The 20,704-nt window shown below is 41.5% G+C and carries 10 protein-coding genes and 1 tRNA gene; 5 read left to right on the top strand and 6 right to left on the bottom strand.

Annotated features, from left to right (window positions below; all coding sequences use genetic code 11):
• Window positions 1-34 precede the first annotated feature (34 nt).
• The 6 genes from purD to purT all read right to left on the bottom strand — a co-directional run bounded on the left by purD (window position 35) and on the right by purT (window position 10,209).
• Entirely contained in the window at window positions 35-1,306 is a 1,272-nt protein-coding gene (gene purD / locus DOD25_RS03780) for a phosphoribosylamine--glycine ligase (protein WP_064340719.1), read from the bottom strand.
• Window positions 1,307-1,385: 79 nt separating this feature from the next.
• Window positions 1,386-2,420, bottom strand: a complete 1,035-nt coding sequence (purM, locus tag DOD25_RS03775) for a phosphoribosylformylglycinamidine cyclo-ligase (protein ID WP_064340720.1) — start codon at window positions 2,418-2,420, stop codon at window positions 1,386-1,388.
• 80 nt (window positions 2,421-2,500) lie between these two features.
• A complete protein-coding gene (purF, locus tag DOD25_RS03770) occupies window positions 2,501-3,988 on the bottom strand; it encodes an amidophosphoribosyltransferase (protein ID WP_004105975.1) in 1,488 nt (495 codons plus the stop codon).
• A gap of 81 nt (window positions 3,989-4,069) precedes the next feature.
• The gene (locus DOD25_RS03765; RefSeq protein ID WP_064340254.1) at window positions 4,070-7,825 is read right to left on the bottom strand and encodes a phosphoribosylformylglycinamidine synthase; all 3,756 of its coding nucleotides are present in this window, start codon (window positions 7,823-7,825) and stop codon (window positions 4,070-4,072) included.
• Window positions 7,826-7,967: 142 nt separating this feature from the next.
• Window positions 7,968-8,750, bottom strand: a complete 783-nt coding sequence (gene purC, locus DOD25_RS03760; RefSeq protein WP_064340635.1) for a phosphoribosylaminoimidazolesuccinocarboxamide synthase — start codon at window positions 8,748-8,750, stop codon at window positions 7,968-7,970.
• A 175-nt stretch (window positions 8,751-8,925) separates the two neighbouring features.
• Window positions 8,926-10,209, bottom strand: a complete 1,284-nt coding sequence (gene purT, locus DOD25_RS03755) for a formate-dependent phosphoribosylglycinamide formyltransferase (protein ID WP_112928739.1) — start codon at window positions 10,207-10,209, stop codon at window positions 8,926-8,928.
• A 139-nt stretch (window positions 10,210-10,348) separates the two neighbouring features.
• Here purT and DOD25_RS03750 point away from each other — a divergent pair.
• The 5 genes from DOD25_RS03750 (at window position 10,349) to DOD25_RS03725 (ending at window position 20,627) form a co-directional block, all read left to right on the top strand.
• Window positions 10,349-10,424: transfer RNA gene (locus tag DOD25_RS03750), tRNA-His, on the top strand.
• A 409-nt stretch (window positions 10,425-10,833) separates the two neighbouring features.
• Complete coding sequence (locus tag DOD25_RS03740) at window positions 10,834-14,622, top strand: Rib/alpha-like domain-containing protein (protein WP_234025928.1); 3,789 nt, start codon at window positions 10,834-10,836, stop codon at window positions 14,620-14,622.
• A 233-nt stretch (window positions 14,623-14,855) separates the two neighbouring features.
• Window positions 14,856-16,592: a SpaH/EbpB family LPXTG-anchored major pilin gene (locus DOD25_RS03735; protein WP_162720537.1), complete on the top strand. Its 1,737-nt coding sequence runs from the start codon at window positions 14,856-14,858 to the stop codon at window positions 16,590-16,592.
• A gap of 89 nt (window positions 16,593-16,681) precedes the next feature.
• Window positions 16,682-17,719: a class C sortase gene (locus DOD25_RS03730; protein ID WP_112928733.1), complete on the top strand. Its 1,038-nt coding sequence runs from the start codon at window positions 16,682-16,684 to the stop codon at window positions 17,717-17,719.
• Between the two features lie 208 nt (window positions 17,720-17,927).
• Window positions 17,928-20,627: an FtsK/SpoIIIE family DNA translocase gene (locus DOD25_RS03725; RefSeq protein WP_112928732.1), complete on the top strand. Its 2,700-nt coding sequence runs from the start codon at window positions 17,928-17,930 to the stop codon at window positions 20,625-20,627.
• The last annotated feature ends 77 nt before the right edge of the window (window positions 20,628-20,704 follow it).

Below are 20,704 nucleotides of genomic sequence, written 5' to 3'. Positions count from 1 at the left end.
AGTTTGTTAATGAAAACTATATTTAATTAACAAACTATTTTAAAGCTTTTTCTGCGATATCATGCCTAAAGAACATGTGCGGAAGATTAAGCTTATCTAATATGCTGTAGACGTTGTTTTGAGCGTCTTTTACGTCGTCTCCATGCACTTGTATAAGAGCTACTCTGCCTGAAGAAGTAAGAAGTTTTCCGCTTTCTTCATCGCTTTTTACTCCTGCATAATACACGTGCTGACCTTGGTTTTCGTCAACAGGAATTTGAGGAAGTTGAGTTCCAGTAACTAAAGTGCCAGGGTAGCCTTCGCTAGCAATGATCACGCCGAGCGTAACACCGCTATTTTTCCAAGTAAAAGTCGGATTTTTATGCTGCAAAATATTCCATATAGCTGCACCAAAATCTGAAGTAAGGCGAGGAAGTACAACTTCTGTTTCTGGGTCTCCAAAACGAGCATTAAACTCAATAACTTTAGGACCTGTTGCTGTATCAATTAAGCCAGCATAAAGCACGCCGGTAAAAGGCGTACCCTCTTTAGCTAGTCCTTCAACAGTTGGGCGCACAATCTCGTCGATAGCACGCTGAACTGTTTCGTCGCTAATTTGTGGAACAGGGCTATAAGCTCCCATGCCGCCAGTATTTGGTCCTTTGTCTCCGTCGTAAGCGCGCTTGTGATCTTGAGAAATAGGCATAACCCAAAAATCAGTTCCGCTTACAAAACTCATAAGTGAAAACTCTTGGCCTTGCAAAAATTCTTCAATAACGACTTTTGCTCCAGCTTGACCAAAACGATGATCGACGAAAATATCCTCCAAAGCATCAACTGCTGTTTGCTCATCCATAGCAACAGTAACGCCTTTTCCAGCAGCCAAACCGTCCGCTTTAATAACAATTGGAGCACCATGCTCAAGAACGTATGCGCGTGCTGTCTCCAAAGCGTCAAATGTTTTGTAGGAGGCGGTTGGAACGTTGTGACGAGCCATAAGCTTTTTTGCGAAATCTTTAGAGCCTTCAATTTGAGCTGCGGCTTTGTTTGGACCAAAAGCGGCAATTCCATGCGCTTCAAAATCGTCAACAATGCCATTCATAAGCGGAACTTCAGGACCAATGAACGCAAAATCGTAGTTATTGTCTTTAACGAACTTAATAAGAGCGTCATGATCTGATTGACTTATGTTTGCAGTTTGAATGCCATCTGCTGCAATACCAGGATTTCCAGGAGCAACAGTTACTTCTTCAACGCTTTCTCCTTTAAGTAGCGCGTGTGCAATAGCGTGTTCGCGAGCGCCAGAACCAACTACTAAAACTTTCATTTTTAATCCTTTATTGCTTTAAGATTTCGCTGTCTACTGTTTTGCAGCTTTATATTTTGCGGTTTTGCGTTTTTGTGGTTTACAACAACTCAACTGCAGCGTTTTCGCGCTTAGCCATTTTGCCAATAATATAAGCGGTTTCGTTATGCTCTTTTAGTATTCGCATTGCCTCGTTTGCTTTGTTTTCGTCAACTGCCAAAATCATGCCAATACCCATATTAAAAACGTTGAACATTTCAGTGTGAGCAACTTTTCCAGCTTTTTCAAGAACGCCAAAAATAGGTGGAACGCTCCAGCTAGTAGTGTCAATTTTTGCAGCTAAATCATCTGCGTACATGCGCGGAACATTTTCAATAAATCCGCCGCCTGTAATATGAGCAACTCCCTTAATAAGATGTTCTGCAAAAAGTGGCTTTAAAGCTTTTACATAGATTCGAGTAGGTTCAAGAAGAACTTCGCCAAGTGTTTTGCCATTAAGCTCATCTAGTTTGGTGTCAACGCTAAAACCTGCTTCTTCAAACAAAGCTTTGCGAACAAGAGAGAATCCGTTTGAATGAACTCCTGAAGAAGGAAGTCCTATAAGCACGTCGCCGGCAGTAATAGTGGAGCCGTCAACAATATTTGAACGTTCTGCAACGCCTACTGCAAAACCTGCAAGATCGTACTCGTCTTCGTCATACATCCCAGGCATTTCAGCAGTTTCGCCGCCAATTAAACCTGCTTCTGATTGCACGCAACCGTCTGCAACGCCTGAAACTACTTGCTCAAGTATTTCAGGATTGTTTTTTCCGCACGCAATGTAATCGAGGAAGAAAAGCGGCTCGGCACCTTGAGCTGCAATGTCGTTTACGCACATAGCAACGCAATCAATGCCAATAGTGTTATGCTTATTCATCATTTTTGCAATCACAAGCTTGGTTCCAACGCCATCTGTGCCAGAAATCAGCACTGGCTCTTTGTAACCAAGAGACGCCAAATCAAATAAGCCGCCAAATCCGCCAATGCCACCTACAACGCCTGGGCGCTTTGTGCGATTTACATGAGATTTAATACGACGTACTACTTCGTATCCTGCTTCTACGCTTACGCCAGCTTCTTCATATGCATGTGGCATATCGGTTCCTTTCGTAACACTGTTATAAGTATTTTCTTAAGTTTTATTTATAAATTGCAATAAACAATTAAATTATTAAGTTATATAAGATTTTCGTGCGAATATTTACTATGTTTCCTTACTTCTTGCAAATGTTCGCGTTCTTCAGGAGTAAGTGAAGCCAAGAATTCTTCGCCGTAATCGTCTAGTGCAGTAGGGTAGTCGCCATTAAAGTAAGCAACGCACAAACCGCCATAAGGAGCAGGCTTTTTTAATCCAATCGACTCGACTAATCCATCTAAAGACAAAAATGCTAAGGAATCAGCATCGATATATTCGCGAATTTCTTCAACTGAATGCTTTGCTGCAATAAGTTCCTTCGTAGTTTGAATATCGATACCGTAGAAGCAAGGATATTTAAGCGGAGGGGAAGAAATACGCATATGCACTTCTTTAGCGCCAGCTTCTCGAAGCAATTGCACAATGCGCTTAGAAGTAGTTCCGCGAACAATCGAATCGTCAATAACAATAACGCGTTTTCCTGCAACCACACCACGAACAGCAGAAAGTTTCATACGAACGCCTTGCTCGCGTAATTCTTGCGTCGGTTGAATAAAAGTGCGTGCAACATACTGGTTTTTAATCAATCCCATTTCGTTTGGAATTCCGCTTGTTTCAGCGTATCCTGCAGCAGCAGAAAGTGAAGAATTAGGTACTCCAATAACCATATCTGCTTCAACAGGAGATTCTTTAGCCAAACGCGCACCCATACGCTTTCGCACAGAATGAACATTAATACCGTAAATATTAGAATCTGGGCGAGCGAAATAAATAAATTCCATTGAGCATACTGCATGCTGTACATGCTTCGTATATTGCTCAATAGTGTAGCCATCGTCATTAATAACAATGATTTCGCCAGGCTCAATATCGCGAATAAACTCTGCTCGCACAATATCAAGCGCACAAGTTTCAGAAGCGAGCACGTATGCGCCGTTCTTCATACGACCAAGCGAAAGAGGGCGGAAACCATTTGGATCAGTCGCTCCGATTAGTGCATCTTGAGTAAGCAATAAGTAAGCAAAACCGCCATGAACAGTTTGTAAAGCTTCTTTTAGGCGATCCATAAAAGTTGCTTTACTGGAGTGGCGAATCAAATGCATCAATATTTCAGTATCAGAATTTGAGTGGAATATTGAGCCTTTATCTTCCAAGGAATTACGTAGGCTAGTGCAATTTGTCAAATTTCCGTTATGCGCAAGAGCTACGTCTCCATCGTGGAAACGGAATAGGAAAGGCTGAATGTTATCAACGCTTCCAGAACCTGCAGTAGCATATCGCACGTGACCGATAGCCCTGTTTCCAGTAAGACGATCCATAACTTGTTCATTGCTAAATACTTGAGTTAGCAATCCCAATCCGCGATACCCATGCAGTTTGCCATTGTCGTTAGATACAATGCCGGCACCTTCTTGTCCTCGATGCTGTAGCGCATGAAGTCCAAAATATGTCAGCCTAGCTGCATCTTGATGACCCCACACACCAAATACGCCGCATTCTTCGTGAATATCTTCAAGTTCTGCAGACATTCATACCCCCTAATAATCGATGATTGTAATCGTCGAATTTGTAGTTATTTTGATACAAGTTTTGCAACTGTAAACTAAAGCTCATGCAGTGAAATATTCAACGCCAGCTTCAAACAATGGTTGCTCATGGAAATCAGGAATATTGACATACAAGTCACGACCTGCGCGCTCGCAATGTCCCATTTTTCCAAAAACTCTACCGTCTGGGCTTGTAATACCTTCTACTGACATCATTGAGCCATTAGGATTTACGTTTAAGCTCATACTTGGTACGCCATTGCTGTCAACATATTGTGTAGCTATTTGACCGTTTTTAATAAGCTTTTCCATAACTTCGTTAGTAGCAATAAAGCGACCTTCTCCATGAGAAATTGCAACAGTATGCATGTCTCCAACTTGCGTATTTGCTAACCATGGTGAAAGATTTGAAGCAACTCTAGTGCGAACAATCCTACTTTGGTGTCTGCCAATAGTGTTGTAGGTAAGAGTTGGGCAGTTAGAATCCATAGGAACAATATCTCCAAAAGGAACCAAGCCCAGCTTAATAAGCGCTTGGAAGCCATTGCAAATTCCAAGCATTAAACCGTCACGATTATTAAGCAAGTCACGAACTGCGTCTGTTACTGCTGGATTCCTAAAGAATGCTGTAATGAATTTCGCAGAACCGTCCGGCTCATCGCCTCCGGAGAAGCCTCCCGGAATCATTACAATTTGACTCTTTTTAATCTCTTCAACCAATTTCTCAGCTGATTGTGCAATATCTTTTGCGCTTAAATTATTAATAATAAGCGTATGAGCGTCTGCTCCAGTTTTTTCAAAAGCAGCTTGAGTATCGTATTCGCAATTATTTCCAGGGAAAACTGGGATAATAACGCGAGGATGCGAAAGCGGCTTTAGTTTTCCTATGTGCATGTGATTTGTAGTAGAAACATTAGTTTTGTTATTAATAGTTTCTACAATCTCGCCAGGCTTTTTGTACGGGAAGATTGAGGAAAGTTCGCTTTCCCAAACCTTTTGCAAATCACTTAAATCAATTTCTTCGCTATTTGATGAAGTAATTGCGTAATTTTCAGTTGTTTCGCCAACAATCTCAACGTCAACCAAGCTTGTATTAGCTAAAGATGGAACTTCAGCGTCTTCCTTGAGTTCAACGTAGAAGCTTCCATATGCTGGCTTAAATAAATCATCGTCGCTTAAATTGTTGAATAATTTAAGACCAATATGATTTCCAAGCGTCATTTTGAATAAGCTTTCTGCGCTAGCACCGTAGCCAGGAGTAGATATAGCAAGAGCTTGCTTGTTTTTCGTAATATTTTCTACAATTTCTAGTGCTTTCAGGAAGCTTTCTTTTTCTGGAGTGATTCCGTCGGATTTATACTTTAGAGCAATACGTATAACTTTATGATTTACACCCTTAAATTCAGGTGAAACAGTTAAACGTGCGTCTCCGGTAGAAACAGCAAACGAAATCAAAGTTGGTGGCACATCCAGATTCTCAAAACTGCCGCTCATAGAATCTTTGCCGCCAATAGCACCAACTCCAAAATCAAGCTGTGCACTTAAAGCACCAAGAACTGCTGCAGCTGGCTTTCCCCAACGCTCTGGAATATCGTGAGGCTTGCCAAAATATTCTTGCAAACTCAAGTAAGCACGTTCGCGCGTGAAACCGCTAGCTGCTAGCTTTGCCAATGATTCAACAACAGCAACATAGGCACCAGTGAATTGGTTTTTTTCCATTAAATACGGATTAAAGCCCCAAGCCATTGCGGAAGCTGTGTTTGTTTCGCCAAATACTGGGAATTTAGCAACCATAGCTTGAGCAGGAGTAAGCTGACGGCGACCGCCAAAAGGCATAAGCACAGTAGCAGCGCCAATAGTAGAATCAAATCGTTCAGATAAGCCTTTATTTGAAGCAATATTAATATCCGAAACTAAGTTATGCATGCGCTTTTCTAACGGCAAATTTGACTGATTCTGCCATGGAGTTTCGTAAGATTCTCCACTTTCAATATGCAGTATCTGCTGTTTTGGAGCGCCATTAGAAGCTAAGAATGCTCTGCTTAAGTCAACAATGGTTTTTCCACGCCAAGTCATTCGCATTCGCGCTTCTTCAGTAACAGTCGCTATTATTTCTGCTTCAAGATTTTCTTCACGAGCATACTTCAAAAATTCTTCAGCATCACTTGACGCAACGTCGACAGCCATGCGCTCTTGAGATTCAGAAATAGCAAGCTCAGTGCCATCGAGACCTTCATACTTTTTAGAAACTTTGTCGAGATTAATAGTTAAGCCGTCGGCAATTTCGCCAGTTGCGACAGAAACGCCGCCAGCGCCAAAATCGTTGCAACGCTTAATAAGTTGGCAAGCATCCTTGCGTCGGAAAAGTCGTTGGAGTTTTCGCTCAATAGGAGCATTACCTTTTTGAACTTCAGCTCCGCACTCTTCAATACTTTCAACATCTTGAGCTTTAGAAGCGCCGGTAGCACCACCAATGCCATCTCTGCCAGTGCGTCCGCCAAGAAGAATAATCACATCGCCAGGAGCTGGAGTTTCTCTGCGCACATGGTCGGCTGGGGTAGCGGCAACAACCGCACCAACCTCCATACGTTTTGCAACATAACCCGGATGATAAAGTTCATGCACTTCGCCAGTAGCTAAACCAATTTGATTTCCGTAAGAAGAGTATCCTGCGGCGGCAGAAGTTACGATTTTTCGCTGCGGAAGCTTACCGTTTAAAGTCTCGCTAATAGGCGTGCGTGGATCTGCAGCACCAGTTACTCGCATTGCTTGATACACATAGGAGCGTCCAGAAAGAGGATCACGGATGCAGCCACCAATGCAAGTTGCAGCTCCACCGAAAGGCTCAATCTCTGTAGGATGATTATGTGTTTCGTTTTTAAACAGGAACAGCCAATCTTCGTCGTGACCGTTTACGTCCACTTTAACTTTTACTGTGCAAGCGTTGATTTCTTCTGACTCGTCCAAATTTTTAAGCTCGCCAGTATGCTTTAAGTATTTTGCGCCAATAGTTGCCATATCCATAAGGCAAACAGGCTTATTTTCGCGATTTAGTTCTTTTCGCAAATCAAGATAACGGCTAAATGCTTCTTGAACAGTGTTATCGTCAATAGAAATATCTGTAAGCTCGGTGCCAAAAGTCGTGTGACGGCAGTGGTCGGACCAGTACGTATCAATAACGCGAATTTCTGTAATAGTAGGATTTCTATGTTCTTCACAGAAATACTTCTGGCAGAACTTTGCGTCAGCCAAATCCATTGCCAAACCGCGAGTATTAATAAAGTCTTGTAATCCAGCTTCGTCTAAATCGTTAAATGAGCTAATTACTTCTACATCAGATGGTACAACTGCTTCTCGCTGTAAACTTTTTACCTCATCAAGTGAAGCTTCTCGCGCTTCAACAGGATTAATAACGTAGTGTTTAATATCGTTTAGTGCTTTTTCGTCAAGATTACCTTTTAAAGCGATTACTCTAGCAGTGCGCACTGTTGGGCGTTCACCTTGACTAATAAGTTGAATGCATTCGCTAGCAGATTGCGCACGCTGATCGAATTGACCAGGCAAAAATTCTACAGCAAATACGTGCTCGTCGGTTTCAATAGGCAAGTAATCGTAAGTATTATCAACTGGAGGTTCGCTCAATACTGTTTGCACAGCATTGTCGAATAAATCTTTGCTGATACCTTCAACGTCATAACGGTTAATAATTCTTGCGGAAGTAATCGCGCTTATGCCAAGAATCTCCCTAAGCTCATGTAAAAGCTGTTGCGCTTGAACGTCAAAACCAGTGCGTTTTTCCACATATACGCGAAATACCACGAGAAACCTACCTTGTTGAATGTGCGGTATGAATGCAGTGTTTATTGTTGTATTGGTTTTAAATTATAAATATTAAATTATTCAAAATCACATTAAGAATGCATGTGGCTCGCACCCTTAAAGGTACGAGCCACAACAATCATTATCGTTCTACGCAATCGTCAGGTTTGCGCACAGAAACATCCAAACCTTCGCTTTGAGCTAAAGATGCAAGCCTATCGTGAATTTCTTCATAAGCAGGAATGATGTCGCCTAAATCGCGCCTGAACAAGTCCTTGTCCAAATGACTTACTCCGTTCGTACCAGCATTGCGCTTATCCCAAAGTCTGCAAGTATCAGGAGTTATTTCATCAGCGAGAAGAATATTTCCTTCGGCGTCCACGCCCTCTTCAATCTTGAAGTCGACAAGCTGAACATCAATCTTTGAGAAAATATCCAACAAAGCATTGTTAACAGCATGAGCTTGACGAGTGACTTCTGCTATTTCTTCATCTGTTGCTAATCCAAGAGCCACAACGCCTTCAGGATTAATAAATGGATCACCAAGCTCGTCGGACTTTACGCAGAACTCCAACAATGGCTTCTTTAAAGGTGTTCCTTCTTTAATGTTATAACGTTTTGCAAAAGAACCTGCAGCAGTATTTCGCATAATAATTTCCAGTGGGAACATGCGCATACGCTTTACAAGTTGTTCAGTATCGGAAATTCGTCCGAGGAAGTGGCTTTTTACGCCGCGCGCCTCAAGTAAATGGAATAGTAACGAAGTAATCCGGTTATTTAAACTGCCTTTACCTGCAATCTGAGCTTTCTTCAGACCGTTACCAGCTGTTGCCTGGTTCATGTATTCAACCCATAGCACATTGGTGTCATCGGTAGCATACAGTTTTTTGGCTTTGCCTTCGTACAACTTCTCAAGTTTTTCCATGATATGCCCTCTCTTATGTGCATTCACAGTTGTAGGCGCAAACCAACAATATTTGTAGGTTTACCTGACCTTTGCCAGCACGATTAGCGTAACAATTGTTACCTACAAAATTTCCCTTCGTGCATACTGTAAATTATTATCTTTTTTAACTCCTATGCCTTAATTTTCAATGTATCTAAGCATTTGTTTGTGTAGTTTTTAGCGAAATGGCGACGCGTGTCGCATTTTCTCTAGCTTCTTCTTGCGTTAATCCAGTAGCTAAAGAAACTGCCATGCGTCTGTGACCATGTACAGAAGGCTTAGCAAAAATACGCAAGTTGCATCGATAATTTTCGCCAGATTGCAAAGCTTGAGCAATATTCGTAAAACCAACAGATCCTTCCGCCTTAATAACAATGGCGTGACTTGCTGCAACTTCATTATTTTTCAAAGAAAGCTCAGTATAGTTAGCTGTAACTGGAACTCCCAAAATAGCCAATGCATGCAATGCAAATTCACTATAATGCTGCGAAATCATAGTTACCATGCCAGTATCGTGTGGGCGAGGTGACAATTCATTAAAAAGCAAAGAGCCATCAGTAAGCACGAATAATTCGACTCCATAAATGCCCCAACCTGTTTCGCCAGCTTCTTGCGCAATATCAGTCAAACCTTCTACAGCGCGCTTTGCAATATCTTTCGCATTAGTGCGGATCGATTCAGGAATATTTGCAGGCTGCCAAGATTCTCTATAATCTCCATCTTGCTGACGCTGAGCGATCGGCTCACAAGTAGTAATTCCTGCGCAAGAGCTTATTGTAAGTACTGTAAGCTCATAATCAAGCGGAGCTAAAGCTTCAACAATAACGCGTGAACACTCATTCTCATGACCAGCTGCTGCACGCCTGCCATGCTGAGCTTCATTCCAAGCCGCAAGCAAATTTTCAGAACTACGAACTATTGACTGACCGTGACCAGAAGAGCTCATAACAGGCTTAACTACACAAGGATATCCAACTTTTTTAGCTCCATCCTCTAACTCTTCATAAGATGAAGCGAAACAATACGGTGTAGTAGGCAGTCCTAAATCTTCGTGCGCAATTCTACGCAAGCGTTCGCGATCCATTGCAATCGCGGCAATATCTGAGCTAGGAACGACTTGAATATTCTTTTTAGCAGCATCTTTCAAAACTTCAGTAGCAATAGCTTCAACTTCTGGAATAATAATGTCAGGATTCACATTTGAAATAAGTTCTTGCAATTCTTGCGGATTCGACATATCTAGCACGTGGTATTCGTGAGCTATTTGCATTGCAGGAGCGTTTTTGTAGCTATCGGCAGCGCATACTCGCACGCCTAATCGCATAAGCTCAATCGCAATTTCCTTACCAAGCTCGCCAGATCCAAGAAGAAGCGCGGTTGTGTTGTTACTGTTTTCAGTTACGCCAAATATGCGCTGATTTTGCTCAGAAAAACTCATACATCCATTGTTGCATTTGCCATTGTCGAATAATTGATGTTGTTACTACGACGCGCCGAAGTGTGTTGCGCTAGCATAAATCGAGGAAATCGTGTATAGTATCCCTTTGTTGTGTGATTCAATTCGTTTCGCGCACATGGTGGCTATAGCTCAGTCGGTAGAGCATCTGATTGTGGTTCAGAAGGTCGCGCGTTCAAGCCGCGTTAGCCACCCCACTTGAACGGCAGGTAAATATCTGCCGTTTTTTGTTTTTGGATTGCAATATTTTTTGCCTATAACCCGCATATAACCCCGAATTTAGGAATTTTTACGAATATTAGGAAATTTGCAAATTTTACTTGAAATTTTTCATGGGGGGGGGGTATAACAACATATGTGCTTAGCAGTAGTGCACTACATTATCTTGCGTTTAAGTTTTTGGCGTGAATTAGCCTGCTGATTTTGGGCATGATTGTGCTTGCTTGCGTTCGTATCGACGTTTGCTTTGGTGGTTTGTGATATTTCGCGTCATTTGCTGCTGATAATGCAGTGTTCTGCACCCCGGGCAATGCTTGTTGATTCATAAAATCAACAGGCATGAGTATTCGAGCAGCTTTTAGATTTTTAAGAAATCGAGGCGTTAGAATGTCACGGCTTCACGGCTGTTTCTCTAACCTTATACGTATAACTTGTAGTTTTATGAATTGTCATCATGCGCTTGATGATGTTAACGGTTCTGTAACTTTACAAAAATCTAAAAGGTGCACTAAAGGGTGCTCTATTGCTAGCGCTTCTAAATTGTATTACATTCGTCGCGCGGCTCTTGCGTTGATTGTTGCCGTGGCGACTATTCTTGCTGTTCTCGTTGTGCCAGCTAAGCCTGCAAGCGCTGCGCAGGTTATGTGGTCATATGCTGGCCATGGATATTTTACTGCTAATGGTAATGGTATTGGTAATGCTGTTGAAAATATGGATATTGAGCCAAGTATTACCAAAGACTCTAATGGTACTCATGTGAAGTATGAAATATATTTTAACTATGCTTTTAAGGAGAAGTTAAATCCTCAGCCTAGACAGCGTATTCCAGCGCGACCTACTTTTTATGTAGATCTTCCGAAACAGCTTATTGCGGACACTATTAGAGTGCAAAGAGATAGGCGAAATGTTTACGAGAAGAAGTGGAATGTCTGGTCAACTCAGAATGATAGAGGCATCCCAGAAACAATGAAAACTTGGGATAAGTATTGGGGGAAAATTTCTCGGACGATTTCTCGTTGGCATTATACGTATGGTAATAGCGATTTTAATGATCAGTGGGAAGATACTGTTGGTAATGGTCATTTTGGCTGTGGGTATAATCAGGATACTGATCCTACAGCGCGTGATTTTACGAAGAAATATAGTTTATGCGAGATAAAGAAGTGGCATGACAATGGCGACTTTGGTATAATGCTGCGTTCGTTTGAGAGTGCTAATTCTACGACTTGCTACCGTTGGATTATTACTGCAGATGTGCCAGATGGTACTGATATTCGTTACATGCCTATTATTGCTGGATATCAGGCTACTAATGCTGAGTCTCATGAGCGTGATTATGCAACTTATGGTCCTTATGATCACGATGGTGATGGCATACCAGATAACGTGGAGTGGGATAATAGTACCGATCCGAATAAGCCTGGTGGATTGCATTTTGAAGAGTCGGAGGATTCACAGCCTCGTGAATCTTCTTCTGTGAGAGCTTATACTGATGATGGTCATTGGCAAGAGAGTTATGATGATTACCACAATAATAAGGGTAGTTTTGTTCCTGATTATGGCAGTGACGGTAAAAGAGGTAAGCTGTACAATCATATTCCTAAGAATCTTACTTATTCTATTGATGGTAACGCTTATTTTGATAACAATAAGGGATCCAATGCTCAAGTTACTTTTGATGATCCTAATAGTCCGAAGCCAGAGCCTTTACAACAAGGTCATGCGTGGATTGACAAGTCTACAGGTAAAGTGTATTTTAACCCGGCAGACTCGCATAAGAATCATACAGTTTATATACCGATTAAGGTAACTTATCCTAATCCAAGTAACTACAACTGTAATCATCCTCAGCCTTTTTCAGAGACGGTTGTCGCTAAATTCAAAGTTTGGCCTATGTCTCATTTTTATAAGCCTGTGTATCCAGATTATGATAAAAAACAGGTGCAAGCTGGAAAATCAATTATGTCGGTTCCAAAAAACGAGGGGATTACTAAAGGCGATTTTCCGAAAGGTACTAGGTTTGAGCTTGGTAAGAGTAATAAATATTCTAAACCAGTGCTTTCTTGGTCAAAAATGACTAATGCTAATATTGGTGAGGTAACTTTTACTCCGAGCAAACCTCAAGATCCTAATAATTACGATACTCCTGTAATTGCTCACTATCCTGATGGCTCAAGTAGTACGGATAATGGGCAGGTTTATGCTCACGTTAAAGTAACGCCACTTACTGTAGGCAATAACGATTTAGGTCTTTCTATTGCTGAGGGTGCAGGTATGCACGATTTCGGTAGTAACTATTCCGACCGTATTACTTATGGTTCGTATCATACGGATCATTACACGAATCTTGATAAAGATAAGCAGATAGATGGTAGTAAGCTTCTTATACCTGACGCGTGGTCTTCGAATAATAAGTCTCCGATTACATTCCGCGCTATTTGCCACGAAGAAAATAAGGATAATTATACGCTTCTTAAATGGGATGAAGCGAAAAACAAGTCTGTTGGTGAAGTTAACGGATTAAAGTTTACAGCTTTTCGTCAATGGAAGATTGCTACGGAAGACGAAGAAAACAAGTGCAGGAATAATAAAAACTGTAATCTCAATGATTTTAAGTACTCGTATTTAACTAAAGATGAGTACAACACGAATACTATGGCTCGTTCTCGCGCGATTATTACTGGAACGCCTAGGAAAAGCGGTAAGTACGAGTGTCGCGTGTTTGCTTTTAACAATGCTGTTAGTCTTAAGAATTTCGATGACATAATTGTCAATGACACTGGCGGAAGTGTTGTTTATAAGAAAATGCTCTTTGCCAATTATGGTATTAAGGGTGAGACTAAGGATTCAAAGGGTAAAGATTGGAATGATCAAACTTTAAAGTTTAGTGTTAAAGCTTCTTACGCGCATAGGAATAATCCTAGTTACGTGCCATTGAAAGTGAAGGCTGGTGAATATCATGCAAGCCTTACTAACGGTTATAAGAATGTTACTGATGTGCCTACGAGTAAGAAAGGCGCTAATAATGCTACTCATCAGGATGATATAGAAGAAGGCGCACTTCCAGACGGCACTTGGTTCGAGTTTGATGGAAACCAGTATAAGAAAGATAATCCTGGTTGGTATAAGAAGGATAAGGATCATCCTTATGGAATGTCTTTCTATGATAATGGTCAAGACAATAAGCCTAGCGATGGTGGGAAGACTGGTAAAAACCATGGTACGGGTGATGGTTCTCACTATGGAGTGATGTCTTTTAAGCCGCTTAAGTGGCAGAAGCCTGGCGTGTATAAAATTCCTGTGATCGTACATTATCCGGACGGTTCAAAGTCTACGGATAAAGATGCTGGTAATGGAGATGGCATAAGTAAACCAAATCCAGTGTACGCGCAAGTGACAGTGGATCCTATGGAAGGCGATGATATAAAGCTTCGAGTGCTAAGGTCAGATTCTCCTGACGCGCCTGATATTAGTGATGCTGATGGTCAGTTTGGAAGTGGTAGCGGTCTTACCATTATGAGTGGCATGAGTCTTATGCATAGACCGTTTATTGATGCTTGGTCTACAAAAGACGTGTGGAATAGTGGTAATAAAACTGAGAAGAAAATAGGCTTGGAAGTTTTATGCGAAAATGATGACCGTGATTTTGTTTCAAAACTTGCGGGTATGAAAGCAAGTAATCCAATTACATGGAGTCATATTGATACGTACTCCGAGCGTGAGAAATGTAAGAATAATTCTAATTGCAACGCGCAGCATAAATTGTATAGCTATAACGCTAAGGATAATCTGAATAATCCGTTCGATGCTGCTCAACGTACTACTGCTACGCTCGATGGTATTCCAGAAAAAACTGGTGACTATCAGTGCGTTGCTTGGGCTTTGAAACCAGAAGCTAAGAAATCTTTTGATGGTATGAGTAATCATCATGGTGCTAAATATGATTTGTTGAATGAAGTTTACGGTGATCAGTACATCAGGGGTAAAGATTACGAGTTTAAGACTTTCATGATTCACGTTGTGAAACCATTCGCGCTGCCAAAGACCGGCGGATGCGGCTGGAATGCGTCTTTGTGCGTTGTTTCTGCGATGTTGTCTAGTTTGATTGCTGCTGTGTTTGTAATGGATCAAACTAAGCGCGGTCACGAGTTGCTTGGAAGGTGGCGACTCGTATGAAGCTTTTCTACTGGGTGCATGTTTTTAATGTGCGTGTTTTTGATGCAAAATCTCATGGAATTTTGGAGCGTGATATTGCAACATAATATTCCTAAACTTAAAAAATTTACTCATTTATGAGCAAATTGCGTGAATAATTCGAAATTCGGTTAAAACCGATAAACAATTACATACTTACATCAAAATTTCAAAACTTTTAATTGCTGGAAACAGCATTTATGAAAGGAATGAATATGAACAAATTCACTAAACAATGCGTGGCGGCATTCGCCTCGCTCGCAATGGCTGGCACGCTGTGCGTTGCCGGTGCTGTGGTGGCAAACAACGTAGCATTTGCTAATAGTCCAAGTGCTGAAGCTGCTAAGCCCGCACCTTGGTCTGAAGCTGGTAAGAAGCTGACTGGTACTATCACCATTCATAAGAAGGATGATACTTCTGGTACACCTGTTGGTCTTAACGGTGCAACCTTTACAATTCAGAAGGTTAGTACGATTGATAGCGCTGCTGTTCCTGATCTTACTAAGCAAGATGATTGGATTAAGCTTGCCTCTAAAGTTAAGGAACTTAACGAAGCTGCAAAAGCTGGTAATACTACCAAAGTCGGCTTTGATGACAAATTTGGCACTAATGGCAAGATGAACCAAGACACGAAAACAGTTGGTAATGAAAAAGGCGTTGCAAAGTTCGATAATCTTGCAATCGGCTTGTACTACGTTGAGGAAACTAAAGTGCCAACAGGATATAGCCCTGAGTTTACTCCATTCTTTATAACTGTTCCGCAAATTACGCGTGAAGATAAAGCAACTGCCAACACTTATACGTATGATGTAAGCGTTTCTCCAAAGAACTGGAATGCTAATGGTGGTATTACTAAGGATGCTCAAACTAGCAAGATGGTAGGCGATGGAGACACGCTTCCATACGTGATTACCGCTAAGGTGAAGCTTCCACTAACACCTGCAATGGATAACAATAAGTTAGCAAACTCTAATTTCAAAGGCTTTAAGGTTTGGGATGATGCGTTAATATCCGCATATAGCAACCTTGACAAGTTTGGTGATACTGTAAGTAATTATAAGGTTTACGTTGGTGAGTACAATTCCAGCACTAAAGCTTTGAAGCAGGGTGCTGTTGAGTTAACTAAAGCAGCTAATGATTTTAGTGTAAGTGATAGTACTAATACGCCTAAGGATAATACTCGTAAGCGCATTCTGTTCACATTCCAAGATTCTGGTTTAGCTAAAATTGCTAACGCGTTTGGAACAGATTCTAAAGTGTACGCTAGTAAGGATATTCGAGTTCAGGTAACTTTGAATCTTAAGATTAAGAGCGATTTTGGTACAAAAAGTGTAAAGACTACACTTACCAACAAGTATGGTTTTAACCCAGGCGGAGACAGCGGCAAGGATACACCTGGTAACGATACCAATACTGTATTCCACAAGTTCCATATCTTGAAGTATGACGGCACTGATACCTCGAAGAAGACAGTTCTTTCTGGAGCAGAGTTCAAGGCGTTTGCTGATAAAACTGAAGCTGTAAAGTGTGCAAAGGATCCAAGTGGAAATAATTGCAATAGTGCTATGCCTGGCTTTGCTGCTGCTGCCACTACTGCAGGAACTTCTACCATCACTACAACTGGCACTGACGGTAAGACTTCTGATTATGTTGTCAAGACTACTGATCAGAATAGCAAGATTTATCTTGTTGAGGTTAATGCTCCAAAAGGTTATGTTCGCTCAGAAGATGTTCATGAAGTGAATACTGCTAAAGCAAGCGATACTGAATCGCTTGAAGTTCCGATTGCTGATGTTCCAACGAGCAATAGCATCGACCACTGGTTCAAGCTTCCAAAGACCGGTGCTTACGGCGTGTTTATTTTCGCTATTGCTGGCATTGTTTTGATTGCTGCAAGCGTGTTTATTTACACTCGTAACAATCGCAAAGAAGAAGATAAGCAGCGCGCTTAGTATTCTTCTAACGTAAATATATTATAAAAAACTCAGGGGGTTGGGCGGTATTTGCTTAGCCCCCTGTTTTACTTTTTGGAAGTGGATGTATGAGTTTTACTAAATTTGCAAAAGCTTGCCGCAGCAGCTTAGAGAGATTAGTGCGATTAGCAGGCTTACATATTCTTAAATCCACTCCCAATGAATCGTCTGCAAACGAATCGTCTGCAAACGAATCTTCTGCAGACTCAGATTCTGCAAATCCCAAAAAATCTGTTTTTAAATGCGTTGTTGAACCAATTATTTTGGCACTAGCTGCAATTCTATGCTTCACCTACCCAGTGGCATCAACACTGTGGAATAATCACGTGTCTAAACAAATTTCCATAGATTACGACAAAGTAACTTATAATCAAGCCGCTAGCGTGCGACAATCTATTCTAAAAAGTGCGCGAAAATACAATGCGCGCAGAAAAAAAATTTTTACAGCCGATCCGTATGATGGTAGTGACAATTACAAAAAAACAGCAGACTATAAGTCATATATCAAACAACTAGACGAACCAATGGGAATTATGGGAATCATAAAAATCCCAAAAATAGGCGTAAAACTACCGATTTATCATGGTGCTTCGCGCGATGTTCTAGCTCGCGGAGCAGGGCACTTGTATGGCACAGATTTGCCAGTGGGCGGCAAAAACAGGCATACTGTTATCACAGCTCATACTGGTTTGCCTACAGCAACCATGTTTGACGGTTTAATCGATATGAAGCGTGGAGACTACTTCTACATTGATGTACAGGGCTATACAATGCGCTATAGGGTGTTTCGCATTAGCGTTGTAGACCCGCATGATATTAGTTTGTTGCAGCGAGAAAAGGGTCGCGATTTAGCGACTTTGCTTACATGTACGCCGTATGGTGTTAACTCGCATAGATTGCTAGTGACGGGGTATCGCGTGCTGCCGGACCCAGCGCATGCTCCAGAAGATCATCTTCAGTGGCCATTCTGGATGACTATGTTCCTTATAGCATTGATAAGTTGCGCGGTAGTTCTTGCCACAATGATTATTGCTATAGTTCGAAAACGTCGTAATAATAATATTGCGCCGCAAGGAATGCATATTTGTAGGAAAATAAATGCATGATTGCTTATTGTGAAAGAAAGAAGTGATATATCAGCGATTTATCAGTTGATGAAATACTTGAGGAATGTGCATCATATTAGCATTAGAGTAAGCGGTAATTGGTTCATTTAAATAACCTCAGTCTATGGAGTAGACTGGTATGGTTACGCATATGTATGTTGATGATGACATGGCGTACTAAATAGCACATGGTGCAGAAGGAGTATTTATGGCTGGTAAGGCTTCACCTAGTGAACCATTATGGGAGACAATTCTCCTGTTTGTGCCTAGAACTTTAGGAAAGTTAGTGCGCTCGCTTTTTGGTGTTGGAGAATACGATGAGGCATATCGCAGAGACGGTTTGTGCTTCGTTATGCTTGTTCTTGCGATTTTATTCTGCGCATCAGAATGGTTTAGAGTTAGTGGATTTATTGGAGTAGGTCTCCATTTTGTGTCTTCTAGTTTGCTTGGAATTATGAGCGTTGTTCTGCCTGTATGGTTAAGCGTTGTCGCTTTTAGGTTGATGCGTAACAGTGGAGCTGGCTCTGGTAATCCTCGTGTTATTAGCGGATTTATTATTCTATTGTTATCTGTTTGCTCAATTCTTGATATTTCTTCTGCGCCTCGCGGAAAAGCATTTAATTTAGACACTGTGCAGAAGTCAGGTGGGTTATTAGGTTTTGTACTCGGATCTCCGCTATCGTGGGGTCTTTCTCGTATTTTTGCAATTATTATTTTTGTAGTAGCTGCTATTTTTTCGATATTAATGATTACTCGCCTTCATGTAACTGATATAGCTCAAGGTGTTGCTACTATTTTTGCTAAATATAACAGTAAAAAATCTTCTGAAGATTTAGGAAACTCTGAAGAAGATAATTCTGACAGCAAAACCAATTCTTTGGAATTTGCAGATGGCGTGCCAACTCACAATGAAGAGTCGTCGAAAAATAATAGCGGATCTTCTCAAATGTCTTCTGTGTTGAAACTGTTTAAATCATTCTTTAAGCGTAAAAACAGTAATAATAATGGGGAATTGCTTGACGAATACGCCGGCGATGATGCATTTTCGCATGCTGCTTCTCACGGTAATAGTGTAGATAATCTTGAAAGAGTTGAACCTCGTAAAGCAAGAACTGTGAGCAGCTCTTCCGATAATAATGCTGCAAATAATTCCCAATTTGAAGATGCTGATAATAATTCGAGTCAACTTACACCTAGAAGTGTTTCATCTTCATCAAAGCCTGTTCCTGAAGAAATATTGCCAAAAGCTCCTATGAGTGATTCCTCTTTATCTGCAAGCGATCCATGGTCAAGTATTCCAGCTGAACGTATGGATCAATATCGCAGGGATCAGGAAGATTCAGATAATGAAAATGCTGCAGACGGCGAAAATGGTGCTGGCAATAATAATGAGCCTTCTTTTGATTCTTTCTCTGAACCTTACAAGCTCCCTGATTTGAATCTTTTAGCTCATGGCAAGCCTCATGCTGCGAGAACTCCAGCAAACGATAACGTTATTCGCGCGCTAACTTCTACTTTTGAGCAATTTGACGTCGACGCTCACGTTATTGGATTCCTTAGAGGACCATCTGTTACGCAGTACGAGGTTGAGCTTGGTCCTGGTGTAAAAGTTGAAAAAGTTACGAATTTGCAAAAAAATATTGCATACGCTGTAGCTAGTACGGATGTGCGTATTTTGTCGCCAATTCCAGGAAAGTCTGCTATTGGTATTGAAATTCCAAACGTCGACCGCGAAATTGTGCATTTGGGAGATGTTCTGCGCTCGCAAAAAGCTATGAATGACCCTAATCCTATGCTTACAGGTGTTGGAAAAGATGTTGAAGGTCATTTCGTAACTGCAGCTCTCGATAAAATGCCGCATTTGCTTGTTGCTGGCGCTACCGGCTCTGGTAAGTCGAGTTTTATTAATTCAATGCTTACTTCGATTATTATGAGAGCAACTCCTGAACAAGTTCGCATGATTATGGTCGATCCTAAGCGCGTGGAGCTTTCTGCTTATGCTGGCATTCCGCATTTGCTTACTCCGATTATTACGGATCCTAAGAAGGCTGCGCAGGCTCTTGAGTGGGTTGTTAAAGAGATGGATGCTCGCTACGATGACTTGCAATTCTTTGGTTTCCGTCATGTTAAAGATTTCAACAAGGCTGTTCGTGAAGGAAAGGTTCACGCACCGGCTGGATCTGAGCGAAAAGTTGCTCCATACCCGTATTTGCTTGTGGTTGTGGACGAGATGGCTGATTTAATGATGGTTGCTAAGAACGATGTTGAAAGTTCTATTCAGCGTATTACTCAGCTTGCTCGAGCTGCAGGAGTGCATTTGGTTCTAGCTACTCAGCGCCCGTCTGTTGACGTTGTAACAGGCTTGATTAAAGCAAATATTCCTTCTCGTTTGGCTTTTGCTACTTCGTCTGCTACTGATTCAAGGGTTATTCTCGATACTGTTGGTGCAGAAACTTTGATTGGTCAAGGCGACGCTTTGTTCCTTCCAATGGGTGCTGCAAAACCTCAACGTGTGCAGGGTTCGTGGGTGAGTGAATCTGAAATCCGCAAGGCTGTGGAGTATGTTCGCACGCAGCGTAAACCAAAGTATCGTGAAGATATTGAGCAAATGGCTCAAAAAGCGGATGCTCAAGCTCAAAGCAAGCTTAAAACTAGCGATATTGGCGACGATATGGATGAGTTGCTTCAGGCTGCTGAGCTTGTTGTCAGCTCGCAATTTGGCTCTACTTCAATGCTTCAGCGTAAGTTGCGCGTTGGTTTTGCAAAGGCAGGTCGATTGATGGATTTGCTTGAATCTCGAGGCGTCGTGGGACCTTCTGAAGGTTCTAAAGCTCGCGAAGTTTTGGTTCAACCGGAAGATTTGCCAAAAGTTTTGGCTTTTATTCGTGGCGAGTCAGATTCGTTATAAGATATTGTATTGTTGTGTACAACACCAAGTTGTGTGTGCTAGAAGTTTTTACTTTGCAGTAGAATGAAGGTTATGCG

The sequence above is a fragment of the Gardnerella leopoldii genome (genome assembly GCF_003293675.1).
GTDB classification, from domain to species: domain Bacteria; phylum Actinomycetota; class Actinomycetes; order Actinomycetales; family Bifidobacteriaceae; genus Bifidobacterium; species Bifidobacterium leopoldii.
This window is presented reverse-complemented; position numbering and strand designations above follow the sequence as displayed.